Origin of the sequence: Amycolatopsis sp. NPDC051045, from assembly GCF_040682955.1 — a bacterium.
Lineage (GTDB): Bacteria > Actinomycetota > Actinomycetes > Mycobacteriales > Pseudonocardiaceae > Amycolatopsis.
The window spans coordinates 102,846-119,676 of record NZ_JBFBCC010000021.1; the positions used below are offsets into that span (position 1 = coordinate 102,846).

The window sequence follows — 16,831 nt, forward strand, 5'->3', positions numbered from 1 at the left end:
TAAGTGTTAGCGCAGTGGGTTCGCGCTGCCTTCCGCTCAGCTTCTGGTTGGGACTCGGGTCGCGCACCGTTTGCGGGTCATGCCGCGGTCGTTCACTGGTGGACGTTTGCTCGCAGGGTCGTCGCATGCTCTCAACACCCCATCGCGCCGACAACTGCCAACCCTCGATTCCCATCCACCGGAGCAACCCGCCTAATGACCATCGACACCGCCACCGCCCCGACCGCCCCGAACGCGGCCCCGCAGGTCGCCATCAACGACATCGGGTCGGAGGAAGACTTCCTCGCGGCTATCGACAAGACGATCAAGTACTTCAACGATGGCGACATCGTCGAAGGCACCATCGTCAAGGTCGACCGCGACGAGGTCCTGCTCGACATCGGCTACAAGACCGAGGGTGTCATCCCCTCGCGTGAGCTCTCCATCAAGCACGATGTCGACCCGGCTGAGGTTGTCACCGTCGGCGATGAGGTCGAAGCCCTGGTCCTCCAGAAGGAGGACAAGGAAGGCCGTCTGATCCTGTCCAAGAAGCGCGCGCAGTACGAGCGCGCCTGGGGCACGATCGAGGAGCTCAAGGAGAAGGACGAGCCCGTCAAGGGCACCGTCATCGAGGTCGTCAAGGGCGGCCTCATCCTGGACATCGGCCTGCGCGGCTTCCTCCCCGCGTCCCTGGTCGAGATGCGCCGTGTGCGCGATCTGCAGCCGTACGTCGGCCGCGAACTCGAGGCGAAGATCATCGAGCTGGACAAGAACCGCAACAACGTGGTCCTGTCCCGCCGCGCCTACCTCGAGCAGACCCAGTCCGAGGTGCGCAGCGAGTTCCTCAACGCGCTCGCCAAGGGCCAGGTCCGCAAGGGCGTCGTGTCGTCCATCGTCAACTTCGGTGCCTTCGTGGACCTGGGTGGCGTCGACGGCCTGGTGCACGTTTCCGAGCTGTCCTGGAAGCACATCGACCACCCGTCCGAGGTCGTCGAGGTCGGCCAGGAGGTCACGGTCGAGGTCCTGGACGTCGACATGGACCGCGAGCGCGTCTCGCTGTCGCTGAAGGCGACCCAGGAAGACCCGTGGCGCCAGTTCGCCCGCACCCACGCGATCGGCCAGATCGTGCCGGGCAAGGTCACCAAGCTGGTTCCGTTCGGTGCGTTCGTCCGCGTCGAAGAGGGCATCGAGGGCCTGGTCCACATCTCCGAGCTGGCCGAGCGCCACGTGGAGATCCCGGAGCAGGTCGTCCAGGTCAACGGCGACGTCATGGTCAAGGTCATCGACATCGACCTCGAGCGCCGTCGCATCTCGCTGTCGCTGAAGCAGGCGAACGAGGGTGTCACGCCGGACACCGAGTTCGACCCGACGCAGTACGGCATGGCCGCCGAGTACGACGCCGAGGGCAACTACATCTACCCCGAAGGCTTCGACCCGGACACCCAGGAGTGGCAGGAAGGCTTCGACAAGCAGCGTGAGGAGTGGGAGCGCCAGTACGCCGAGGCGCACACTCGTTACGAGGCCCACATGAAGCAGGTCCAGAAGGCTGTCGAGGCGGACGCGGAAGCGGCTGCCGACGCGGCGACCGGCATCGAGGGTGGCGCGGAAAGCTACACCTCGGGCTCGGCCCCGGCCGACACGAAGAGCAGCGGTGGCACCCTCGCCTCCGACGAGCAGCTCGCGGCGCTCCGCGAGAAGCTCTCCGGCGGTGCGTGAGCACTAGCGCTCTGAGCTGAACAGCGAACCCCCGGTCTCCAGCGGACCGGGGGTTCGCTGCTTTCCAGGTCCAGGTGGGTCAGCGGTTGCGCAGACCCAAGCCGGCCATCATCGCGTTGACGCCCTGGCGGTACATCTCCTCGTTCGCCTCTTCGGTCGGCGGGATGAACCAGTCCGGCAACGGCCGCCGCGAGGCCAGCATCAGTTCCGCGCCGACCAGGCCGTGCATGGTCGTCCAGAGCTGGTAGGCCGCCGACCGGGCGTCCGCTCCCGGCGGGCAGACCCGCTGGACCCGGGCGATGAACAGGGTGAACGTCGTCCGCAGCACCGCCGACCGCAGCGCCGGATCCGGGTCGAAGCCGGGGACCGGGCGTTCGAACATCAGCGCGTACCGGGTCGGGCTCTCGCGGGCGAAGTGCCGGTACTCCAGCGCCAGGTGCAGCAGATCCGCGACGCCGTCCTGGCTCGACGGCGGCAGGCCTTCCAGCAACTCCCGCAGCGAATCGAAAGTGCGCTCGTACAGGGCGTCGAGGAGGCCGGCGCGCCCGCCGAAGCGGGCGTACACCGAGATCGTCGACGCGCCGGCCGCCTCGGCCACGCCGCGCACGGTCAGCCCCGGGACACCTCGGTTCACGAGCACCGACAACGCGGCGTCGAGGTAGCGCTCGCGGCCGCCCTGGTCGGCCGGGCGCATCGGCAAGTGCCTGGTAGCCACGGCCCACCCCCTTTGCGGCAGCCGGGCGCAGACGGCGTCCGGGTGAGCCACCCGCGACAGAAGATACGATATCCGCGGCGTCTTGGGAATGCGTGGGATGTCCGGATCGGCGGGTTCCGCCGGCGATCTCCCTGGGAGGACTGAAGCGGATGGACCACCCCGAGCCCGGCACGGTCGTCGTCACCGCGAGCGGCGACGGCACCTACACGCAGCAGGTCGTCACGGCGACCCACACGCTGCTCGTCGACGAACCGGTCGCGGTCGGGGGTGCCGACGCCGGCCCGAACCCGTACGAGCTGCTGCTCGCGTCGCTGGGTTCGTGCACGGCGATCACGCTGCGGATGTACGCCGACCGCAAGGGCATCCCGCTGACCCGCGCGACGATCCGGCTGCGGCACGACCGCATCCACGCCCAGGACTGCGAACGGTGCGAAACCGAGCGCGGCATGCTCAGCCGGATCACGCGCGAGATCGAGTTCGAAGGCGATCTCGACGACGATCAGCGCGCCAAGCTCATGCTGATCGCCGACAAGTGCCCGGTGCACCGCACGTTGTCCTCGGAGATCGTGATCGAGACGCGCGAGACGGGCCGCTGAGGAGCGCCGGTCAGGCGGCGCGCACGGTTACCGCGGCCGGGCCGCGCGAGCTGACGGCCGGGACCCAGATGTGCTCGAGCGCCGCGGCGCGGGCCTTGCGGCGGAGACCGGCGAAGCTGTGCTTGGCCGGGACCAGCAGCGCGCTCAGCCAGGTCCGCCGGTAATCCGTCAAGGCGTCGGCCACCGTGCGATGGAGAACGCAGTGCACCAGCCCCGGCGAGCCGAGCCGGTGCTTCCCGGCGTGCTTGCTGTCCGCCATCGTTCCTCCGCGTGGGCGTCTCCGTCGCGGGCACCGTACGCACTCGCGTCGGTCGACGTGGGTAATCAACACGGCGTGTCCGGATATCGGTTGAGTCACGCGTCACGATCAGCTTGCGGATCCTCCGTTCCCGTGGCAGGTGATGGATCCGGACGTGGTGAACGGGATCCACACGGCCTGCACGGTGTACAGCCGGTGCGCGGGCGTGTGCCGGAACGTCCCTTGCACGCTGCGGACGCCGGACAGGCAACGCGCCGGCGGCTCGGCCACGCGCGCCGCCGGCGCGATCGCCGCCTCCGCCGCGGCTTCGGGCACGGCCACGGCGAGCCCGCCCGCGCACAGCATCGCCGCGACCCGCCCGCTGATGTTCGTCATCCTCACGAGTCCCCCTCGATGACGCGGGCCGGCGGCCCGGACGGTCAGGCGAACCAGACCGCCCGCGGACACGGCGGCGCGCTTGCCGGTGAAGTCGACCGAACCAGCTCCGTGTTACGACATTTTCCCACTTGTCACACAAATGGCGCAGGTCTGACCGGAGGTGTCTCCCGGAGGGTGGGGCCGCCCGTGACTAGGGTGATCGGCATGTTGCGCGTGGGGTTGACGGGTGGGATCGGGGCCGGGAAGTCGACCGTGGCGAACCGGTTGGCCGAGCACGGTGCCGTGCTGGTGGACTCCGACCGGATCGCCCGTGAGGTGGTCGAGCCCGGGACCGAGGGGCTCGCCCGGCTGGTGGCGGAGTTCGGTCCCGGGATCCTGGCCGCGGACGGCTCGCTCGACCGGCCCGTGCTCGCCGCGAAGGCGTTCGCCGACGACGAGTCGCGGCGCCGGCTCAACGCGATCGTGCACCCCTTGATCGGTGCCCGCACCGGTGAGCTGATGGCGGCCGCGAAGCCGGACGCGATCATCGTCCACGACATCCCGTTGCTGGTCGAGAACGGTCTCGCGACGGCCTACCACCTGGTCGTGGTCGTCGACGCGCCGGTCGAGGTGCGGGTGCGGCGGCTGGTGTCGGCGCGCGGGATGGCCGAGGAGGACGCGCGGGCGCGGATCCGGGCGCAGGCGAGCACCGAGCAGCGCCGGGCCGTCGCGGACGTCTGGCTGGACAACGGCGGGGCCGAAGACGCCGTGCTGGCCGAGGTCGACGCGCTGTGGGCGGACCGGCTGGTGCCGTTCGAAGCGAACGTCCGGCTGCGCCGGCCGCGGCCGCCGATGTCGCCGAAGATCGCCGGATACGACCTCACCTGGCCCGCCCAGGCCGAGCGGGTGCTCGCCCGGGTCCGCGCGGCGGCGGGGGAGCTCGCCCGCCGCGCCGACCACATCGGGTCGACGGCCGTGCCCGGCCTGCCCGCCAAGGACATCCTGGACCTGCAGCTCACCGTGTCCACTTTGGACGACGCGGACGCGCTGGGGGAGCTGCTGGCCGACGCCGGCTTCCCGCGGCTGGCGGGCGACTGGCGCGACGACGCCCAGGACGGCGACGGGACCTGGCCCAAGCGCCTGCACGTCGGCGCCGACCCGCGGCGTCCGGTGAACCTGCACGTCCGGTCGGTGGAGACACCCGCGTGGCGGCTCGCGCTGCTCTTCCGCGACTTCCTGCGCGCGAACCCGGACGAGCGCGACGACTACCGCGACGTGAAGCTGCGGCTGGCCGCGGCGCACGCCGCCGACGGCACGGTCGAGGCCTACGCCGACGAGAAGCAGGAGTGGGTCAACGGCGTGTTCGCCCGCGCGGAGAAGTGGGCCGCGGCCGGCGGCTGGACGCCCTAGGCACGGGCCAGGTGCCCGCGGTCCCCGCCGCGAGCAGGAGGACGGGGAGCCGGGCGAAGGGGGCTCGTGCCTCGTCGGGCGCCGCCGAGGCTAGGGGTGGCGCCGCCAGGTCAGCGCGATGTCCTGGGTGGCCAGCCAGGCGACGAGGTCGTAGCCGTGCGCGGCCAGCCCTTCCACCGCGGCGTACGTGGTCTTCAGCGCGTACTCGGCCTCTTCGGCGGTCAGCAGGCCCGCGGAGAGGGCTTCCAGGAGCTCGTCGGTGTCGATCACCCGCAGGGACAGCTTGTCCTTGAGCACGAGATCGATGTACAGGTCGGTGGCGATCCAGCGCGGGCCGTCGCGGCGGACCCGGACGACGTCGAGGTAGAAGTCCTGGTCGCGCTCGTGACCGGGGGAGAACCAGAAGTCGGTGAGGCGGAGGCCGAGCCCGGGCACCAGCCACGACTCGAGGTAGTGGAACTGGGCGCGGCCCGGGGTCGGGCGGGCGAGGTACAGGCCGAACGGCTCCTCGCGGAACTCGTCGACCTCCCGCCGGATGCCCTTCGGGTCGATGTTCGCGCGCGCGGAGGGGTCGAAGACCTCGACCTTCGGCGGGTGCAGTGCGGCCATGCCGCCCATCCTGCCGGGACGGCCGCCCAAATCCCGGTCACGAAACGCGCACACCTGCCGCGTGTCCCAGCCGGCCGGGCTAAGGTGCGCCGACCGTCCGGGAGCCGAGGGGAAACTGGGGATGTTCGGGATCATCAGGCCGTGCCGGCACCGGCTGGCCGGCCGCCTGCACGCGGACTGGCTGGCGCACCTGTGCGGCCTTTGCCTCACGCTGCGCGACGAGCACGGCCAGCTCGCCCGCGTCGTCACCAACTACGACGGGCTGATCATCTCGGTGCTGGTCGAAGCCCAGACGCCGCGCGCGGACCGGCGGCGCGAAGCGGGCCCGTGTCCGCTGCGGGGCATGCGGACGGCGTCGGTGGCGCGCGGCGAAGGCGCCCAGCTGGCCGCTGCGGTGTCCCTGGTACTGGCCGCGGCGAAGGTCGGCGACCACGTCGAGGACCGCGACGGCGCCTTCGGGAAGCGCCCGGTGGCGGCGGCCGCGCGCCGGATCGCGGCCCGCTGGACGGCGCAGGGCAGCCGCACCGGCGGCCGCGTCGGGTTCGACACGGCGGTGCTCACCGAGGCGGTCGAGCGGCAGGGGGAGCTGGAGCGTTCGGTGCGTCTCGGCGATTCGGTGCTCCTCGCGACGGAGCCGGCCGAGCTGGCCACGGCGGCGGCGTTCGCGCGGACGGCGGAGCTGGCCGGGAGGCCGGGCAACGCGGCTGCCCTGGCCGAGGCGGGTCGCCTGTTCGGCCGGGTGGCGCACCTGCTGGACGCGGTCGAGGACCACGCGGCCGACGCGGCGGCGGGAGCGTGGAACCCGTTGCCGGCCACGGGAACGGGGCTGCCGGAGGCCCGCCGCCTGTGCGACGACGCGGTGCTGGGGGTGGAGCTGGCGTTGCGCGAAGCCGAGTTCGCCGAGCCGGCGCTGGTGCACGCGTTGCTGGTCCACGAGCTGCGCCAGGCGGTGCGGCGCGCCTTCGGCCACGGTTCCTTCCCGGGCGGTCCGGCCGGGCACCAGCCGCCACCCGGGTGGATCGGGCCGGGGCCCACGCCCCAGCAGCACCCGCACCAAGTGCCGCCGGGCCGGAGCGGCTTTCCGCCGCCGGGGCAGGTTCCGCCGCCGGGCGCTCCCGGTGGCCGTGGTCCGGGAGGTCCCGGTGGTCCGGGAGACCCAGGCGGTCCCACCGGTCCCACCGGCCCAGATGGCCCCACCGGCCCGGAGCCGCTCGACGGCAAAGGCGGCGGCCTCTGGTACCCGAAGTTCGCCGTCCCGCCGAAGAAGCGCAACCTCTTCCTCGGCTGCGCCATCGCGCCGTACATGTGCTGCACGTGCCAGTTCTGCTGCCGCGATCCCTATCCCGGGCCGTGGAGCGGGAAGCCGGTGAGCACGTGCGACGGCTGCGACTGTCCCTGTGACGGTTGCTGTGACTGTTGTTCCTGCTGTGACTGCAGTTGCTGAAGGGAGTCGCGGTCCAGGCGGCGAGCCCGTCCCCCGGCGCGGTCGACGGCGCCGATGTTGCGTCGATCACGGTGTTCCAGCCACGCTGACCAGGGCCGACGGAAATTGTCGGTGGGGCGGCCTACTCTGGTCCACGTGGCTTTCGCAACCGAACACCCCGTGCTCGCCCAGTCCGACTTCCGGCCCGTCTCGGAGATCCCGCGGACCGGCGGCCGGTTCGAGGTGGTCAGTGACTACCAGCCCGCCGGTGACCAGCCGGCGGCCATCGACGAGCTCGAACGCCGGGTCAACGCCGGCGAGAAGCACGTCGTGCTCCTGGGCGCCACCGGCACCGGCAAGTCGGCGACGACGGCGTGGCTGATCGAGCGCGTCCAGCGGCCGACACTGGTCATGGCGCCCAACAAGACGCTGGCCGCGCAGCTGGCGAACGAGCTGCGCGAGCTGTTCCCGCACAACGCAGTGGAGTACTTCGTCAGTTACTACGACTACTACCAGCCCGAGGCGTACATCGCGCAGACGGACACCTACATCGAGAAGGACTCGTCGATCAACGACGACGTGGAGCGGCTGCGGCACTCGGCGACGATGAACCTGCTGTCGCGGCGGGACGTCATCGTGGTCGCCAGTGTCTCGTGCATCTACGGCCTGGGCACGCCGCAGTCCTACCTCGACCGGTCGTCGATGCTCAAGGTCGGCATGCAGCTGGACCGGGACGTGTTCCTGCGGGCGCTGGTCGACGTCCAGTACACGCGCAACGACATCGCCTTCGCGCGCGGCACGTTCCGCGCGCGGGGCGACACGGTCGAGATCATCCCGGCGTACGAGGAACTCGCCATCCGGGTCGAGTTCTTCGGTGACGAGGTCGAGAAGCTCTACTACCTGCACCCGCTGACCGGGGACATCGTCAAGGAGGTCGACGAGGTCCGGATCTTCCCGGCGACGCACTACGTCGCCGGCCCGGAGCGGATGGAAAAGGCCATCCAAGGCATCGAAAAGGAGCTCGAGGAGCGGCTCGCCGAGCTGGAGCGGCAGGGCAAGCTCCTGGAGGCGCAGCGGCTGCGGATGCGCACGGCCTACGACATCGAGATGATGCGCCAGGTCGGGTTCTGCTCCGGCATCGAGAACTACTCGCGCCACATCGACGGCCGCGGCGCCGGCACGGCGCCGGCGACGCTGATCGACTACTTCCCGGACGACTTCCTGCTGGTGATCGACGAGTCGCACCAGACGGTCCCGCAGATCGGCGGCATGTACGAAGGCGACATGTCGCGGAAGCGGAACCTGGTGGAGTTCGGCTTCCGGCTGCCGAGCGCGGTGGACAACCGGCCGTTGACCTGGGAGGAGTTCTCCGACCGGATCGGCCAGACGGTGTACCTGTCGGCGACGCCGGGGCCGTACGAGATGGGTCAGGCGGGCGGCGAGTTCGTCGAGCAGGTGATCCGGCCGACCGGCCTGGTCGACCCGAAGGTGGTCGTGAAGCCGACCGAGGGGCAGATCGACGACCTGGTGCACGAGATCCGGGAGCGGGCGGCCAAGGACGAGCGGGTCCTGGTCACGACGCTGACGAAGAAGATGTCCGAGGACCTGACCGACTACCTGCTGGAGCTGGGCATCCGGGTGCGGTACCTGCACTCGGAGGTCGACACGCTGCGGCGCGTCGAGCTGCTGCGGCAGCTGCGGTCGGGCGACTTCGACGTGCTGGTCGGCATCAACCTGCTGCGCGAGGGTCTCGACCTGCCGGAGGTGTCGCTGGTGGCGATCCTCGACGCGGACAAGGAGGGCTTCCTCCGGAGCGGCACGTCGCTGATCCAGACGATCGGCCGGGCGGCGCGAAACGTCTCGGGTGAGGTCCACATGTACGCGGACAAGATCACCGACTCCATGCGGCACGCGATCGAGGAGACCGACCGCCGCCGCGAGAAGCAGGTCGCCTACAACCTGGAGCGGGGTGTCGATCCGCAGCCGCTGCGGAAGAAGATCGCCGACATCCTCGACCGGGTGTACAGCGAGGCCGAGGACACCGAGCAGGTCTCGGTGGGCGGCTCGGGCCGCAACTCCTCCCGCGGCAAGAAGCCCGAGCAGGGCGACCGGGTGCGCAGCTCCGGGATGCTGGTCGACAAGAACGTCTCGGCCATGCCGCGCGCCCAGCTGGCGGACCTGATCCAGCAGATGACGGACCAGATGATGCAGGCGGCGCGGGACTTGCAGTTCGAGCTGGCGGCCCGGCTGCGCGACGAGATTTCGGACCTGAAGAAGGAGCTGAGGGGGATGGACGCGGCGGGCATCAAGTAGCGGCGGCGGCCGGGGCGGGCAGCGGCTGAGGTGACGTCGTCGGGCGGCGGTAGGGGCTCCGCCGTTCGACCGTCGTGGGCCGAACGGCGCGACGAATCCCGCCGGTGTGGCGTGAGTCGTGCGGAGAGGCTGCCTGGTTGTTCCGCCTCGTCCCGCTCAGCCGGCCGCGGTCCGCGGGCGCCGCGGCGCGTTGCCTGCCGAGCCGCGGCCTCCGCCACCGCGCCATCGGAGCCTCACTCCGGAGCGGGCGCGTTCTCGTCCGGCTGCAGCATCCCGAAGACGTTGCCCTCGGTGTCCTTGCAGTACGCCAGCCACCCCACGCCCGGGACGGGGTTCTTCGGCAGGGCCAGCGTCCCGCCGGCGCGGTTGACCTCGCCCAGTGCGTGGTCGAGGTCGGCGACGTCGATCGTGTTGACGTAGCCGTGCACGGGCGCTGATGCCTCGGGCGCCGGGCCCTGGCGGGGGATGAGCCCGCCGTCGATGCCGTCGCCTTCGCCGGTCGTGATCATCCAGTAGGGGACGTCGCCCCAGCGTTCGAACTTCCAGCCGAACACCGCCGTGTAGAACGCCACCGCGCGTTCGGGGTCACCCGCGTGGATCTCGAAGTGGACGGGACGAGGCATGCGTGCCTCCTCAGGCCGGGCCGTCAAGGTGCCGTGAGACTACGCCCGGCCAGAGGAAAGTCACAGTCGCGGCCGCGCCCGAAGGGTCAGATCCGCGTCGAAGTCCGGGAAGCCGGCCGGAGCGAACCGAGCGGCCGGTGAACCGGTGGGCGGCAAGCCGGCCCAGCGCCGGACCGTCGCGGTGGCCGCGGCGGCGTCGGCCGGGGCCAGCTGGGCGATCTTCGACCCGTGGTTGCCGCCCTGGACGTAGTAGCGGTACGCATCGCGGCTGCCGAAGCCCGGTTCGAACGGCTCCGCGCCCCACGGGTCGTTCGAGCCGTACACGAACAGCAGCCGGGTACCGCGGGACTTCACCCAGAAGTCGATGTCGGGCATCGCCAGGTAGTCGAAGTGCGGCAGGCGGACCGAGCTCGGCACGAACGTCTTCGGCTGGTCGGCGCCGGGGTAGCGCAACAGGTCGCGGAGGTAGCCGTCGTACGCCTCGGGCGAGCCCAGCTGCACCGCCGCCTGGTAGTAGTACGGGATGTAGGGCGCCAGGTCCTGGTCGGAGTAGGTGTTGAGGCTCTCCACCTTCTCGTACCAGGCGTAGACCTCCGCCGCGGGCGCGCCCGGCGCCGGCACCGTCGCGCAGTCCGCCTGCGTCTGGTACTGCCAGAAGGCGAAGTACGAGTCGATCACCGAGATTTCGAGGGACTTGTCGGCCGAGCCGACGATCGAGAACGTCAGCCCGCGCCCGGCCGCGTCCGCCGCGGCGATCGCGCCCAGCTCGGCACGCCGCTTCAGCGCGTCGCGCTGGATCGCCTTCAAAGCGTCGCGGCACGCCGGATCGTTGCCCACGCGCGAGAGGAACCGGTTGTAGACGTCGAGCGGGTCGATGACGTCGTTGGGCGCGACGTACGGGATCGTCGCGTCGACGTCGTCGGGGAAGAAGCGCCGGAAGTACGTCGCGGTCATGCCACCCTTGCTGCCGCCCGTGGCCAGCCACTTGCCCGGGTAGATCGCCTTGAACGCCTGCACCGCGCGGTGCTCGTCCGCCGCCGCCTGCCAGATCGTCAGCTGCTTCGCCCAGTTCTCCGGCTCGGGCCGCGACGGCGTGAAGTAGCGGTACTCCATCGAAAGCTGGTTGCCGTCGACGATCTGCGTCGGTTCCGAGCGGTTCGCTGTGCCGCTGACGTTGTAGCCGCTGGTGAAGGCGACCGTCGGCGCGGCGAAGTCCCGGTGCAGCAAGGTGAACCGCTGCTGGAACGTGCCCCCGTCGGGATGCCGGTGGTCGGCGGGCTGCGTGTACGTCAGCTTGAAGAACCGGAAGCCGGCCGGCGCCGCGTCCTCCGAGACGACCGTCAGCCCCGGGATCCGCTGCAGCGCCGCCTTGATGTCGGGCGCCGCCGCGGCCGCCGGGGCCAGGCCGGCCAGCGCGAGCAGGACCGCACCGGCGGTGAAAAGTCTGCGCATGGAGCACCCTCCCGGCTCACGAACCCTCCGTGGGACCCTCACAGAACCGGCCCGGGTCGGCAATCGGCTGTCCGGGCGCAGAATCGGTCAGGACCCGACTTTCGGCGGGTGGCGCGGCGTCCTCCGGGCTGCGCAACCGCGCGCATCGTGCGAGTTGTCCGCGTGATCGGCGCCACGTTACGGTCCGGATCCGTAGGCACCGGCACCGAGCGAGGGGTCCGCTATGAAGGTTTCCGACTGCCCGACGACCCAGGTCGAGGTCCGCATCGCCGCGCGGCCGGCCGAGGTCTGGTCCTGGCTGCTGGACGTCGACCTGCCGTCCCGGTTCTCCACCGAGTTCCAGGGTGGCGGCTGGGTCGAGGGCGCCGAGCCGGGCCTCGGCGCGCGGTTCCGCGGCCGCAACTCCCACCCGGTCGCCGGGGAGTGGGAGACGGTCTCGACCGTGACCGGCTACGAGCCCGAGCGCCTGTTCGCGTGGGCCGTGATGGACGTGACGAACCCGGCCGCGTCGTGGCGCTTCGAGCTCGTCCCGGACGGCGACGGCACGATCCTGCGCCAGTGGGCGCAGATCGGCCCCGGCCCGTCGAACCTCACCACGATCATCGGCTCGATGCCCGAGCACGAAGAAGAAATCGTCGCGATGCGGCTCGGGGAGCTGCAGGCCAACATGCAGAAGACGGTCGAGGGCATCAAGGCGCTCGCCGAGAGCGGCGTGCGCGCCACCTAACCGCGGCCGCCGAGCACCCGGTCCACGTACGACCGGACGGCGGTCAGCGCCTCGGCGGACTGCCACATCCGCTCCACCCGCGGGTCGTCGGAGTGGCGGTACTCGGCGATCCGCTCGTGGAAGGGCTGCCGGATCTGGGCCTTGGTGTGGGCGAACGGCTCGGCGGGCAGCTCGCCGAGCCGGGCCGCGACGGCGGCGGCCCGCTCGAACAGCTCCTCCGGCGGCGCCTGCTCGTCGGCCAGCCCGCGGGCCAGAGCCTCTTCGCCGCCGTGGGTTTCCCCCGAGTAGGTCAGCGATGGCAACCGCGTCGTCCCGTACGCGCAGCGGAGGATCTCCAGCGCGGCCAGCGGGAACGGCAGCCCGACGAGCAGCTCGGTCACCCCGATCCGGCCGGGCCCGGTGGTGAGCACCCGGTGGTCGCAGGCCGCGGCGAGCACCGCGCCCCCGGCGACGGCGTGCCCGTTGAGCGCGGCGACCACCGGGCGCGGGAAGCCGAACACCGCCAGCAACGCGTCCGACAGCAGCGGCAGGAACTCCGCCACGTACGCCGCGCCACCCGCGTCGATCCGCTTGAGGTCGACGCCCGCGCAGAAGATGCCACCGGTTCCGGTGAGCACCACGGCGCGGGCCTGCTCGGCCTCCTCCAGCCGGAGCACCAGCTCGCGGCAGGAGGCCGTGTCGAGGGTGTTGCCCTTTCCGTGGTCGATCCGGAGCACGGCGATGTCGTGGTGGCTCTCGAGGATGACCGGCACGGCCCGACCGTACCGGCTTCAGCTCGTGATGTCCTTGCGAGCGAACCTCCGCCCGGCGTAGAGGAAGAACACCGTCCCGTAGATCGCCGCCGACAGCATGCCGCTCGCCAGGTTGGTCCAGTCGACGTCGGTGGAGATCAGGTCCATCCACGCGAACGCGTAGTGCGTCGGCAGGTAGTTGCGCAGGCCTTCCAGAGCCGTGATCTGATCGAGGATCTGCGACAGGATCGCCACCAGCACCGCGCCGCCGACCGCGCCGAGCGGGGCGTCGGTCGACACGCTCAGCGCCAGCGCGAGCCCGGCCACCCAGGCGAGCTGGAGGATGATGTACACAGTGGACAGCCCGATGGCGATCAGGCTGTCGCCGAAGGACACCGCGTCGCCGGTCGGGCTGATCGCATCGCCCGCGCCGTACCAGAGCACCCCGACGCCGAGCGAGACCAGCGGCAGCAGTACCAGCGCCGCCGCCGACAGCAGCCCGGACACGATCGCCTTCTGCCGCAGCACGCGCTGCCGCGGCACCGGGGCGGCCAGCAGGTACTTCAGGCTCGACCAGGACGCCTCGCTCGCGATGGTGTCGCCGTAGAACAGCGCGACGATCATCGGCAGCAGGAACGTCCCGGAGACGAACAGCGCCAGCACGACGAAGTTGGGCGCGGACGCCGTGGCCAGGTCGACGAACCCGCCACTGCGCCGGTTCGGGTTCGACTGCCCGGCCTCGAACGCGATCACCAGGATGAACGGCAGGAGCGCGACGAACCCGAGCAGGAACTGCGTGCGCCGCCGCTTGAGCTGACGCCGCAGCTCGACGCCGAGCCGCAGGGTCCGCCGCGCGGAGTAGCCCGCGACGGCGCCGTCCGGCCCCACCTCGGTGTGCTCGTGCGAGGCGACGTCGCTCAGTTCGTCCAGCGCGTGCGGGTCGGTGTGGACCCCGGAATTCGCAGTGTTCACGAGTCATCTCCGACCAGTTGCAGGAAGGTGTCTTCCAGCCGGCGCCGGGGCCCGGCCTGCTCCACCGCGACGCCGGCGCGGACCAACGCCGCCACCGCCTCGGCGCGCGGGAGCCCGTCGAGGTCGGCGTGCACGAGGTCGCCGTCGACGTCGACCGAGGTGACCCCGCCGACCGCCTTCAGCGCCGCCGCGGCCGCTGCCGGGTCGCCGACCCGGAACGTCGCCTCGCCGCCGGCCGCGGCCAGCTCGCCGACCTCGCCCGCGGCGACCAGCGAGCCGCGGTGCATGACCACGACGTGCGTGCAGGTCTGCTCGACCTCGGCCAGCAGGTGGCTGGACACCACCACGGTGCGGCCGGTCGCGGCGTACCGCTTCAGCACCTCGCGCATCTGGTGGATCTGGGGCGGGTCGAGCCCGTTGGTCGGCTCGTCGAGCACCATCAGCTCCGGCAGGCCGAGCATTGCCTGCGCGATCGCCAGCCGCTGCCGCATGCCCTGGCTGTAGGTCCGGACCCGGCGGTCGACCGCGGAGCCGAGCCCGGCGATCTCCAGCGCCTCCCCGAAGTGCGCCCTCTCCGGGGGACGCCCGGTGCTCGCCCAGTACAGCTCGAGGTTCGCCCGGCCGGACAGGTGCGGCAGGAACCCGGCCCCCTCGACGAACGAGCCGATGCGCGAGAGCACCGGAGCGCCCGCGGTGATCTTGTGCCCGAAGACCCGGATGTGGCCCTGCGTCGGCGTGATCAGGCCCATCAGCATCCGCAGGGTGGTCGTCTTGCCCGCGCCGTTCGGCCCGAGCAGGCCGAGCACCTGGCCCGGTTCCACGCGGAAGGACAGGTCCTTCACCGCGACGAACCCACCCGGGTACTCCTTGCGCAGTCCCTCGATGACCAGCGGCGTGGTGGCGAGCTCCGGGTCGATGTCGGTGGCCCGGCGGCGGCGCAGCGCGGCGAAGAGGGCCACGGCCACGCCGATGGCGAGCGTGACGCCGATGCCGATGAGCTGGCCGACCGGGGCGGGGGAGCCGACGGAGGTGCCGGGCACGACCGGCACGGCCAGCGCGGTGCCACCGGCGAGCCCGATGCGGAACACCGCGGGCGCGGCCGGGGCGGCGAACGCCTGGTCGGTGGTGCCGACCACCAGCCGCAGCGAGTGCCCGCCCTCGATCGGCCGGACGATGCCGGGCAGCGTCACGGTGACCTCGACCGGGGTGCCGTCGGCGGGCAGCCCGCTCACCCGGAACGGCGCGATCGCGTTGGCCGGCAGCACCCGCGAGCCGTCCTGCCCGACGTCGTAGAGCTTCGCGAACAGCACCGCGTCCGGCTGCGGGTGCGCCGGGTCCGCCGCGACCTGCAGCCGCACGGTCGAGGCGCCGCTGACGACGATCTGCCCGTCGACCGGGGCGGTGGTGAACTGCGCCGCCTGCCCGGGCGGGTCGCTGCTGAACAAAGCGCCGAGCCGGGACGTGCTGCTCGCGACGCCGTTGAGCCCGGGGATCCCGCTCACCGCCGCGGGGTTGGCCCCGGCCGGGCGCACCACCGGCTGTGCGGGACCGGTCAGCGGCAGCAGCCGCCGTTCGCCGGCCGGGCCGGTCAGTCCGGGGTAGGTGCCGGCGCTGACCGTGCGGACCGACGGCGTCCCGTTGGCGCGCAACGTGCCCTGGACGTCGTAGCTGAAGCCGGTGCCCGGGTCGCCGCCGTCCAGCGCCGTCTTCAGGAAGTCGCCGATCTTGGCACGCAGCTGCGGGCCGGGCTTGCCGCCGTCGTGCCCGCCGGTGTACCAGATCGTCCGCACCTTGCCGCCCGCCGCGGTGATCTGCCGGGCGTTCGCGTCGGACTGGTCGAGGCCGAACAGCGTGTCGCTCTCGCCCTGCACCAGCAGCGTCGGCACGGTGATCCTGCTCGTCACCGAAGCGGGGGAGACGCGCCGCAGCAGGTCCACGCTCGCCTGGCTCGCGCGTCCGGTGGTGCCGAGTTCGGTGTAGGCGCGGCAGACCGCGGCGGTGAACCGGCCGCACGGGTCGGCCGGCGCGCTCCGGGGCCCGCCCGCGCCCGGCGGCCCGGCGGGTACGGCGGCCGCCACCGCGGCGGTCCCGCCGGCGCCGGTGGATCCGGTGTCGGTCTCCTGCCCGGCTTCCGGCGCTTCGGCGGACGGCGAGCCGCTCGCCGCGGCACCGGAGCCGGCCGAGAAGAAGATGCCGGCCCAGCTCTTCTTGAACACACCGTCGGCCGCGAACGCGCCGGCGGCCGGGGTGCCCGAGGCCGCAGGCGCGGGCGTGGCGGCGTTCGGGACCAGCCCCTGCGCGAGGTCGTTGTAGGTGATCACCGGCGCGATCGCGTCGACGCGCCGGTCCGTGCCGGCCAGCAGCAGCGAGAGCGCGCCACCGTAGGACGCGCCCGTGACGGCGACCTTCGGGTCGTTCTTCGCGTCGAGGGTCACCTGGTGCTGCGCGACGAGCCGGTCGATCAGGCGGCTCGCGTCGGCGACCTCGCCGTCCGGGTCGTTCAGCCCGATCTTGCCGGTGCTCTTGCCGAAGCCGCGCGCGGACCACGTCATCACGACGAAGCCCTTCCGGGCGAGCTCGCGGGCGTCGTCGGCGACGCTGTTCTTGTCCCCGCCGAAGCCGTGCGCGAGCAGCACCGCGGGTGCGGGCACGGTCGCGGGGAGGTAGGTGGTCGTGTCGATCTTGACCTGCTCCGCCGAGCCGGGCGCGGCGGGCAGGTCGATCAGCGCGTCCTGCGTCGGCACCGGGGGCGGCGCCGCGGGGCGCGTGATCCAGAAGACCGCGCCGGCGGCCAGGACCACGACGACGGCGGCGAGCGCGGTGAGGCGGGCTCCGCGGGTGCGTGGGAGCGGGAGTCGGGGCACGACGTGACCGTAGGTGAAGTTTCCTGAGAGCGTCCTCACGGGCTCACGTCGATCACACCTCAACCGACCACCTGGTGGACCGAAG

The 16,831-nt window shown here is 71.8% G+C and carries 15 protein-coding genes; 6 read left to right on the top strand and 9 right to left on the bottom strand.

Annotated elements, in window-relative coordinates; genetic code table 11:
- Positions 1-195 precede the first annotated feature (195 nt).
- On the top strand, positions 196-1,695 hold the full coding sequence (rpsA, locus tag AB0M80_RS35600) for a 30S ribosomal protein S1 (protein WP_364573725.1): 1,500 nt from the start codon (positions 196-198) through the stop codon (positions 1,693-1,695).
- A 79-nt stretch (positions 1,696-1,774) separates the two neighbouring features.
- On the opposite strand, the gene AB0M80_RS35605 is transcribed toward rpsA, so the two are convergent.
- Positions 1,775-2,389, bottom strand: a complete 615-nt coding sequence (locus AB0M80_RS35605) for a TetR/AcrR family transcriptional regulator (protein ID WP_364573777.1) — start codon at positions 2,387-2,389, stop codon at positions 1,775-1,777.
- A 170-nt stretch (positions 2,390-2,559) separates the two neighbouring features.
- Between AB0M80_RS35605 and AB0M80_RS35610 the strand changes: the two genes are divergently transcribed.
- Entirely contained in the window at positions 2,560-3,006 is a 447-nt protein-coding gene (locus AB0M80_RS35610; protein WP_364573727.1) for an OsmC family protein, read from the top strand.
- Positions 3,007-3,016: 10 nt separating this feature from the next.
- Here the strand turns inward: AB0M80_RS35610 and AB0M80_RS35615 are convergent, their stop codons facing one another.
- Together AB0M80_RS35615 and AB0M80_RS35620 are read right to left on the bottom strand one after the other, a co-directional pair.
- Positions 3,017-3,265 (bottom strand): hypothetical protein, encoded by a 249-nt coding sequence (locus tag AB0M80_RS35615; protein ID WP_364573729.1) that lies wholly within the window; start codon positions 3,263-3,265, stop codon positions 3,017-3,019.
- Between the two features lie 108 nt (positions 3,266-3,373).
- Positions 3,374-3,640, bottom strand: a complete 267-nt coding sequence (locus AB0M80_RS35620; RefSeq protein ID WP_364573731.1) for a hypothetical protein — start codon at positions 3,638-3,640, stop codon at positions 3,374-3,376.
- Positions 3,641-3,847: 207 nt separating this feature from the next.
- Between AB0M80_RS35620 and coaE the strand changes: the two genes are divergently transcribed.
- Positions 3,848-5,032, top strand: coding sequence for a dephospho-CoA kinase (gene coaE / locus AB0M80_RS35625; RefSeq protein WP_364573779.1), 1,185 nt, complete (start codon positions 3,848-3,850; stop codon positions 5,030-5,032).
- Positions 5,033-5,122: 90 nt separating this feature from the next.
- Here coaE and AB0M80_RS35630 read toward each other — a convergent pair whose 3' ends face one another.
- Positions 5,123-5,641 carry a DUF402 domain-containing protein gene (locus AB0M80_RS35630; protein ID WP_364573733.1) on the bottom strand — a complete coding sequence of 173 codons (519 nt, stop codon included), beginning with the start codon at positions 5,639-5,641 and terminating at the stop codon, positions 5,123-5,125.
- Positions 5,642-5,762: 121 nt separating this feature from the next.
- On the opposite strand from AB0M80_RS35630, the gene AB0M80_RS35635 reads away from it, so the two are divergent.
- Together AB0M80_RS35635 and uvrB are read left to right on the top strand one after the other, a co-directional pair.
- Positions 5,763-7,085 (top strand): DUF5685 family protein, encoded by a 1,323-nt coding sequence (locus AB0M80_RS35635; protein WP_364573735.1) that lies wholly within the window; start codon positions 5,763-5,765, stop codon positions 7,083-7,085.
- A 135-nt stretch (positions 7,086-7,220) separates the two neighbouring features.
- Entirely contained in the window at positions 7,221-9,377 is a 2,157-nt protein-coding gene (uvrB, locus tag AB0M80_RS35640; RefSeq protein ID WP_364573737.1) for an excinuclease ABC subunit UvrB, read from the top strand.
- 233 nt (positions 9,378-9,610) lie between these two features.
- Here uvrB and AB0M80_RS35645 read toward each other — a convergent pair whose 3' ends face one another.
- Both AB0M80_RS35645 and AB0M80_RS35650 read right to left on the bottom strand, forming a co-directional pair.
- Positions 9,611-10,000 carry a VOC family protein gene (locus AB0M80_RS35645; RefSeq protein ID WP_364573739.1) on the bottom strand — a complete coding sequence of 130 codons (390 nt, stop codon included), beginning with the start codon at positions 9,998-10,000 and terminating at the stop codon, positions 9,611-9,613.
- A gap of 60 nt (positions 10,001-10,060) precedes the next feature.
- Complete coding sequence (locus AB0M80_RS35650; RefSeq protein WP_364573741.1) at positions 10,061-11,452, bottom strand: S28 family serine protease; 1,392 nt, start codon at positions 11,450-11,452, stop codon at positions 10,061-10,063.
- Between the two features lie 223 nt (positions 11,453-11,675).
- Between AB0M80_RS35650 and AB0M80_RS35655 the strand changes: the two genes are divergently transcribed.
- Complete coding sequence (locus AB0M80_RS35655) at positions 11,676-12,179, top strand: SRPBCC family protein (RefSeq protein WP_364573743.1); 504 nt, start codon at positions 11,676-11,678, stop codon at positions 12,177-12,179.
- On the opposite strand, the gene AB0M80_RS35660 is transcribed toward AB0M80_RS35655, so the two are convergent.
- From AB0M80_RS35660 to AB0M80_RS35670, 3 genes are read right to left on the bottom strand one after another with little or no spacing between them, the layout of a single operon-like run.
- Complete coding sequence (locus AB0M80_RS35660; RefSeq protein WP_364573745.1) at positions 12,176-12,931, bottom strand: enoyl-CoA hydratase/isomerase family protein; 756 nt, start codon at positions 12,929-12,931, stop codon at positions 12,176-12,178. The two genes, AB0M80_RS35655 and AB0M80_RS35660, sit on opposite strands and share 4 nt — an antisense overlap.
- Before the next feature lie 18 nt (positions 12,932-12,949).
- Positions 12,950-13,882 (bottom strand): ABC transporter permease subunit, encoded by a 933-nt coding sequence (locus AB0M80_RS35665; RefSeq protein ID WP_364573747.1) that lies wholly within the window; start codon positions 13,880-13,882, stop codon positions 12,950-12,952.
- Positions 13,879-16,746, bottom strand: a complete 2,868-nt coding sequence (locus tag AB0M80_RS35670; protein ID WP_364573749.1) for an alpha/beta fold hydrolase — start codon at positions 16,744-16,746, stop codon at positions 13,879-13,881. The genes AB0M80_RS35665 and AB0M80_RS35670 overlap by 4 nt, the downstream gene beginning before the upstream one ends.
- Positions 16,747-16,831 lie beyond the last annotated feature (85 nt).

Coding starts and splice junctions, on each gene's coding strand:
- AB0M80_RS35630 (WP_364573733.1), bottom strand. CDS start 5,641: ATGGCCGCACTGCACCCGCCGAAGGTCGAGGTCTTCGACCCCTCCGCG.
- AB0M80_RS35615 (WP_364573729.1), bottom strand. CDS start 3,265: ATGGCGGACAGCAAGCACGCCGGGAAGCACCGGCTCGGCTCGCCGGGG.
- AB0M80_RS35655 (WP_364573743.1), top strand. CDS start 11,676: ATGAAGGTTTCCGACTGCCCGACGACCCAGGTCGAGGTCCGCATCGCC.
- AB0M80_RS35605 (WP_364573777.1), bottom strand. CDS start 2,389: ATGCGCCCGGCCGACCAGGGCGGCCGCGAGCGCTACCTCGACGCCGCG.
- AB0M80_RS35610 (WP_364573727.1), top strand. CDS start 2,560: ATGGACCACCCCGAGCCCGGCACGGTCGTCGTCACCGCGAGCGGCGAC.
- AB0M80_RS35620 (WP_364573731.1), bottom strand. CDS start 3,640: ATGACGAACATCAGCGGGCGGGTCGCGGCGATGCTGTGCGCGGGCGGG.
- rpsA (WP_364573725.1), top strand. CDS start 196: ATGACCATCGACACCGCCACCGCCCCGACCGCCCCGAACGCGGCCCCG.
- AB0M80_RS35635 (WP_364573735.1), top strand. CDS start 5,763: ATGTTCGGGATCATCAGGCCGTGCCGGCACCGGCTGGCCGGCCGCCTG.
- coaE (WP_364573779.1), top strand. CDS start 3,848: ATGTTGCGCGTGGGGTTGACGGGTGGGATCGGGGCCGGGAAGTCGACC.
- AB0M80_RS35650 (WP_364573741.1), bottom strand. CDS start 11,452: ATGCGCAGACTTTTCACCGCCGGTGCGGTCCTGCTCGCGCTGGCCGGC.
- AB0M80_RS35645 (WP_364573739.1), bottom strand. CDS start 10,000: ATGCCTCGTCCCGTCCACTTCGAGATCCACGCGGGTGACCCCGAACGC.